The sequence below is a fragment of the Mesorhizobium sp. M2A.F.Ca.ET.067.02.1.1 genome, assembly GCF_004023285.1.
Lineage (GTDB): Bacteria > Pseudomonadota > Alphaproteobacteria > Rhizobiales > Rhizobiaceae > Mesorhizobium.
Window position 1 is genome coordinate 1 of sequence record NZ_RZSB01000348.1, and the last position, 6,117, is coordinate 6,117.

Sequence of the window (6,117 nt, forward strand, 5' to 3'; positions counted from 1 at the left end):
GACGTAGTGAATGCCCATGGCGCCGCCGGTGAGGCCGCTGGCGCAGGGGATCGGCGCGTAGCCTTCGGCCTTCGCCACCGCCACGTCCTCGAAGCGGCTGTCGAGCGCCCGCACCTTTTCGGCGAGCGGGTTGACGGTTTGCGCGGTAGCGGCGCCCGCTATCAGCAGGATGGTCGAGGCGGAGGCGCCGATGGCGCATCTGGCTAAGGTCTGAATGCTCATTTGTCTCTCCAATTCAGTTGAGGCGAGCGGGCAGTGGGTCGGCCGGTCAAGGCCAACTCCGCGCCCTGGCGGCTCCTGTCGGTAAATGGGATGTTCGCCGGTCCGGACGCTGCGGGATCAGTGGTGATGTCACCAATATTCCCAGTATTCGCGCGGCATTTCCCGCTCATCGAGGCCGATATCGCGTCTCAGGTAATCGTTCTGAGGCGGCAGAAGGCGGCGCCGATTTCGCAACGGCGAAAGCAGCGCCGACAAAGCCCGTCGCATGTAGCCGCGCCGTGGCGGGAGGTAATCCGCCGCGGCGGATACACTCTCGCTGTCCGGCACGGCGTCAGGTCCGCCGGCGACGGGGATGGTCTGCCCGACACGGTCTTCCCCGTCAGCGATAAAAGTAGGGGTCGAGGACCCGCACCTCCGTGATCTTGTCGACGGGAAGCGCATTCTTTTGCGCGGTGCTGCGGATCGCCTCCGGCGAGGGCGCGTCGTAGATGCAGAAACTCTTGCCCTTGTCGGGCGAGACGAAGGATTGCACCCAGGTGACGCCTTTCTCGGCGTTGCGGGCGATGACGCCGCCCATCGCGGTGGCGCCGGCATCGTTCATCGGCACGTTCAGGCCTTCCGGGAAGGTGCGTTCAACGAGATAACGTGGCACGATCGTCTTTCCTTTCGTGATTGGATTGCAAGTTTCCACGCAATTCCGGACGGAAGGCCACGGCGAAGTCGCCGAGCCCAACCGCTACGCAGTTTTCCCGGAATTGCTCCGTGCTCGTTTCGAGCAAGGCGGATCCCACCATTTCGGCAAAGACTGCGCATCGGAGCCATTCCCCATATTGCTCCGGACGATTCCCTATCTTTGGGACGTTTTATGTGGAAGATGGCACTTGAATGTGTGGAAAGTCACATTTTAGGACTGTCTCCCACGCTATCGCGGCGGCGATCCGCCACGATGGAATTCCAATTTCGCGAGAGAGCGATGATGCTTCTGGAACGGCAGCCGCAGCTGCAGCAGATGGATGCCCTGTTGGCGGACGCAATGGGGGGCCGCGGCCGCGTCGTGGTCGTCTTGGGCGAGGCGGGCGCCGGCAAGACGGCGCTGGTCGAGGCGTTCGCGAGCCGACTGGATGATGGCCTGACAATGCTTCGCAGCGCCTGCGAGGACCTGTCCATCCCGGATCCGCTGGGGCCGCTTTATGATCTGGCCCGCGACGCGCGGTGGGAACTGCCGCGGGCGATGGACGACCGCCAGGTGCAGCGGCTGCCGTTGTTTTCCGAGGCGCTCGACGTCTTCGAGGCGAAAGGCCCGTGCCTGCTCGTCATCGAGGATCTGCACTGGGCCGACGACGCGACACTCGATTTCGTGCGCTTCCTCGGCCGGCGCATCGCAAACACCCGCATCCTGCTCCTGATCACTGCGCGGACCGATCGCAGCGAAGGGCAGATGCGCGTGCGCCGGGCGCTCGGCGAGATCCCGGCCGGCAATGTCGTGCGTATCGACGTGCCGCTGCTCAGCGAAAGCGCCGTGCTGTCGCTGGCCGCAACCGCCGAGCGCGACGGCGAGGCGATCTACCGGGCAAGCGCCGGTAACGCCTTCTTCGTCACCGAGCTGCTCGCCGCCGAAGGCGATGGCGCCTTGCCGGCAAGCGTGCGCGACGCCGTGCTGGCGCGCGCCGAAAAACTGTCACCGGGCGCGCGCTCGATGCTCGACGCCGTCTCGGTGTTTCCGCGCCGCGCCGACGCCTGGGCGCTGAGCGGCCTTTGCGGGATTGCCGCCGCCGGCCAGCTCGCCGAATGCGTCGCCAACGGCCTGCTCGAGGATTTCGGCGACGGCTATGCCTTCCGGCACGAGATCGCCCGCACGGCCATCGAGATGGCGCTGACGCCAAGCAAACGGCGCGAATACAATGAACGCGCCCTGGCAGCCTTGCGCGAAAACCCGCAAGTGGCCACCGCAAGGCTGGTGCATCATGCCGTGGAAGCGCAGAACCTGGAGGTGGTGCGCGAGCTCGCGCCGGCGGCGGCGCGCGAGGCTTCGCGGGTCGGCGCGCATCGCGACGCGGTGGGCTATTACGAGGTTGCCCTGCGCTATGCGGATATGCTGCCGGTCGACAAGCGAGCCGAGCTCTATGAGGGCCATGCTTTCGAGTGCCACCTGATCGGCCGCGTCGAGGCGGCGATGGAAGCGCAGGGCCAGGCGCGCCAGTTGCGCCAGGCGCAGGGCGATCGGGTCAAGGAGGGCGACGGTCTACGCTGCCTGTCGCGCTTTGCCTACCTGCTCGGCGATCGCGAGGCCGCGGACCGGTTCGGAGCGCAGGCCGTGGAGCTTCTGGAGACAGCGCCTGACGGCCCTGAACTCGCCATGGCTTATTCCAACCTCTCGCAGCTGGCGATGCTCGCCGAACGGCTCGAGGACACGCTCATGCTCGGCGGCAAGGCCGTGGAGCTGGCGGAGCGGCTCAACCGGCCGGATATTCTGTGTCATGCGCTGAACAATGTCGGCGCCGCCGGGCAATGGCTGGACTTCGCCAAGGGGCGGCGCGATCTCGCCCGCAGCCTGGGAATCGCATTGTCGGGAAACTTCCAGGAACATGCGGCGCGCGCCTTCACCAACTGCGCCTGCGTCGAGATGAACAGGCTCAACTTCAAGGAGGCGTCCTCGTTGCTGGAGCGCGGCATCGGCTACTGCGTCGAGAACGATCTCGCGACATGGCGCGACTACATGCGCGGCGTGCAGGCGCAGCTGCTGCTGAGGCTCGGCCTCTGGGACGACGCCGCGGCGGTGGCGCATGAGGTTGTCGATGATGAAGCAACGACGCCGTTGGTACGCTATCCATCGCTCGTCGCGCTGGCACGCTTGCGCATCCGCCGCGGCGACCCGTCGGCCGAGCCGATCGTGGAAGAGATGAGGCGGTTCCTGGACAAGGGCATGGAACTGCAACGGCTTGTGCCTTTTGCCGAGGTGATGGCCGAGCTGGCGTGGCTGGGCGAGGGCGACAGGGATGAAGCGCTGCATCTGATCGCCCTTGCCGAAGGCCTCGCGCCGACGCGGGCGGTGTTCGGCGGGCTGGCGGCCTGGCGGCGGCTTTTGTTGCCGGAAAGCGATCCCGGCGAGACCGACAGCATGGCCGAGCCGCATCGCCTGCAATTGATCGGCGACTGGCGCGCCGCCGCTGCGCTTTGGGCGAGGATGGGCGCCCCTTTCGAACGGGCGCTCGCCTTGCTGCAGGGCGACGAGGCCGCGCAGCGTGAAGCGCTGGATATTTTCGAGGCGCTCGGCGCAAGACCAGTAGCGCAGCATGTGCGCGGCCTGCTGCGGCAGAGCGGCGTGGGCCGTATTGCCAGAGGTCCAAGGCAGGCGACGCGCGCCAACCAGGCCGGCCTTACGCAGCGCCAGATGGAGGTCCTGCAGTTGATCGAACGAGGCTTCTCCAACAAGAAGATCGCCGCGCATATGGCGATCTCGCCGAAGACGGTCGATCACCACGTTTCGGCGGTGCTCGGGAAACTGGAAGCCGTCTCGCGCGGCGAAGCAGCGGCCGCGGCGCGCGCGTCGGGGCTGGTGTAAGGTTCAGCTGACGGGAAGCTCGAACAAGTCAGGCGATCTGCGGTAATCGCCAGCGCCGGCGCTGCCCCTCATCCGCCCTTCGGGCACCTTCTCCCCGTATAGTGACGGGGAGAAGGAAGACTGCGTCAGGCGAAGGCGCCGTGGCAGTGCTTGTATTTCTTGCCGGAGCCGCAGGGGCAGGCTTCGTTGCGGCCGACCTTGCCCCAGGTCGCGGGGTTCTTCGGGTCGCGGTTTTCCGGAGCGACAACGGTATTCGAATCCTGGCGCAGGAGAAGCGCGGTTTCGCCGCCCTGGAAATCGTCCTCGCCGGTGGAGCCGTCGATATGGCTGCCGAACATCTCGGGCGCCTCGGGCGGCGGCGCGTCCGCAGCCTCGCGCACCAGCTCGACGCGCATCAGCTGCGCGGTGACAGCTTGGCGCAAATTGCCCAGCATGCCCTGGAACAGCTCAAAGGCTTCGCCCTTGTATTCCTGCAGCGGGTCGCGCTGGGCGTAGCCGCGGAAGCCGACGACCGAGCGCAGATGATCGAGATTGACGATATGCTCGCGCCACAGATGATCGAGCGTCTGCAACACCACCGAACGCTCGACATAATTCATCACGTCGGGGCCGAAGCGATCGGCGCGCTCCTTGGCGGCGGCATCGGCCGCGGCCGTGATGCGCTCGCGGATGTCGTCCTCGGCGATGCCCTCTTCCTTGACCCATTCCTCGATCGGCAGGTCGAGGTTGAGGTATTGCCCCACCTCTTCCTTGAGGCCGGCGACGTTCCATTGCTCGGCATAGGCGTTTTCGGGGATGTTCTTGGCGACGATCTCCTCGATGACGCCTTCACGCATCTCGGTGATCGTCTCCGACAGGCCTTCGCCGTCCATCAGCTCGATGCGCTGCTCGAACACCACCTTGCGCTGGTCGTTCGAGACGTCGTCATACTTCAACAGATTCTTGCGGATGTCGAAGTTGCGCGCCTCGACCTTCTTCTGCGCCTTCTCCAGCGCCTTGTTGATCCAGGGATGGATGATCGCCTCGTCTTCCTTGAGGCCGAGCTTCTGCAGCATGCCGTCCATGCGCTCGGAGCCGAAGATGCGCATCAGGTCATCCTGCAGCGACAGGAAGAATTTCGAGCGGCCCGGATCGCCCTGACGGCCGGAGCGGCCGCGCAACTGGTTGTCGATGCGGCGCGATTCGTGGCGCTCGGTGGCCAGAACGTAAAGGCCGCCGGCGGCCAGCGCCTTTTCCTTCAGGCGTTCGACATCGTCGATGATGGCCTTTTCCCGCGCCTCGCGCTCGGGGCCGGCCGGCATGTCGCCAAGCTCCTCGGCGATGCGCATCTCGGCATTGCCGCCGAGCTTGATGTCGGTGCCGCGGCCGGCCATGTTGGTGGCGATGGTGATGGCGCCGGGCTTGCCGGCCTGGGCGACGATGGACGCCTCGCGCTCATGGTGGCGAGCGTTCAGCACTTCGAAGTCCTTGATGCCTTCCTTGCGCAGGCGCTCGGCCAGTTGCTCGGATTTCTCGATCGAGGTGGTGCCGACCAGGATCGGCTGGCCGCGGTCGCGCGCGTCCTTGATTTCCTTGACGATCGCCTTGTATTTCTCGTCGACCGTACGGTAGACCTCGTCGTCCTCGTCCTTGCGGGCGACCGGCAGGTTGGTCGGGATCTCGGTGACTTCGAGATTGTAGATGTTGGCGAATTCCTCGGCCTCGGTCAGCGCCGTGCCGGTCATGCCGGCGAGCTTCTTGTAGAGGCGGAAATAGTTCTGGAAGGTGACGGAGGCCAGCGTCTGGTTCTCCGGCTGGATCTGCACATGCTCCTTGGCCTCGAGCGCCTGGTGCAGGCCTTCCGAATAGCGGCGTCCTGGCATCATGCGGCCGGTGAACTCGTCGATGATGACGATCTCGCCGTTGCGCACGATGTAATCGCGATCCTTCTGGAAGAGCAGATGCGCCTTCAGCGCGTTGTTGACGTGGTGGACGATGGCGACATTCTCGACGTCATAGAGCGACTCACCTTTGAGCAAGCCCGCCGCTGTCAGCATGTTTTCGAGCTTCTCGGTTCCTTCCTCGGTGAAGATCGTCGTCTTCTGCTTCTCGTCGACCTCGTAGTCGGCCGGGCCGAGCTTCAGCATGAAGGCGTCGATGGTGTTGTACATTTCCGAGCGGTCCTCAAGCGGACCGGAAATGATCAGCGGCGTGCGCGCCTCGTCCACCAGGATGGAATCGACCTCGTCGACGATGGCGTAGGAGTGGCCGCGCTGCACCATCTGCGAGCGCTCATACTTCATATTGTCGCGCAGATAGTCGAAGCCGAGCTCGTTGTTGGTGGCGTAGGTGAC

At 65.2% G+C, this 6,117-nt stretch carries 4 protein-coding genes and 1 pseudogene; 1 reads left to right on the plus strand and 4 read right to left on the minus strand.

The features are described 5' to 3' along the window. From EOA28_RS21650 to EOA28_RS21660, 3 genes and pseudogenes are all read right to left on the minus strand, one after another. Positions 1-222 (minus strand): annotated as a pseudogene (locus tag EOA28_RS21650) (hypothetical protein); the annotation flags it as partial. Positions 223-351: 129 nt separating this feature from the next. Continuing rightward, on the minus strand, positions 352-549 hold the full coding sequence (locus EOA28_RS21655; RefSeq protein ID WP_128315240.1) for a hypothetical protein: 198 nt from the start codon (positions 547-549) through the stop codon (positions 352-354). A 52-nt stretch (positions 550-601) separates the two neighbouring features. Beyond that, positions 602-874, minus strand: coding sequence for a DUF4242 domain-containing protein (locus tag EOA28_RS21660; protein WP_127250959.1), 273 nt, complete (start codon positions 872-874; stop codon positions 602-604). Positions 875-1,198: 324 nt separating this feature from the next. Here EOA28_RS21660 and EOA28_RS21665 point away from each other — a divergent pair, with 324 nt between their 5' ends. Continuing rightward, on the plus strand, positions 1,199-3,784 hold the full coding sequence (locus EOA28_RS21665) for a LuxR family transcriptional regulator (protein WP_127386374.1): 2,586 nt from the start codon (positions 1,199-1,201) through the stop codon (positions 3,782-3,784). 125 nt (positions 3,785-3,909) lie between these two features. Here the strand turns inward: EOA28_RS21665 and secA are convergent. Continuing rightward, the coding region (secA, locus tag EOA28_RS21670) for a preprotein translocase subunit SecA (RefSeq protein ID WP_128315241.1) at positions 3,910-6,117 on the minus strand (2,208 nt) is incomplete at its 5' end.

Excerpts from the sequence above, each read along its gene's own strand:
- EOA28_RS21665 (WP_127386374.1), top strand. The coding sequence starts at position 1,199 with ATGCTTCTGGAACGGCAGCCGCAGCTGCAGCAGATGGATGCCCTGTTG.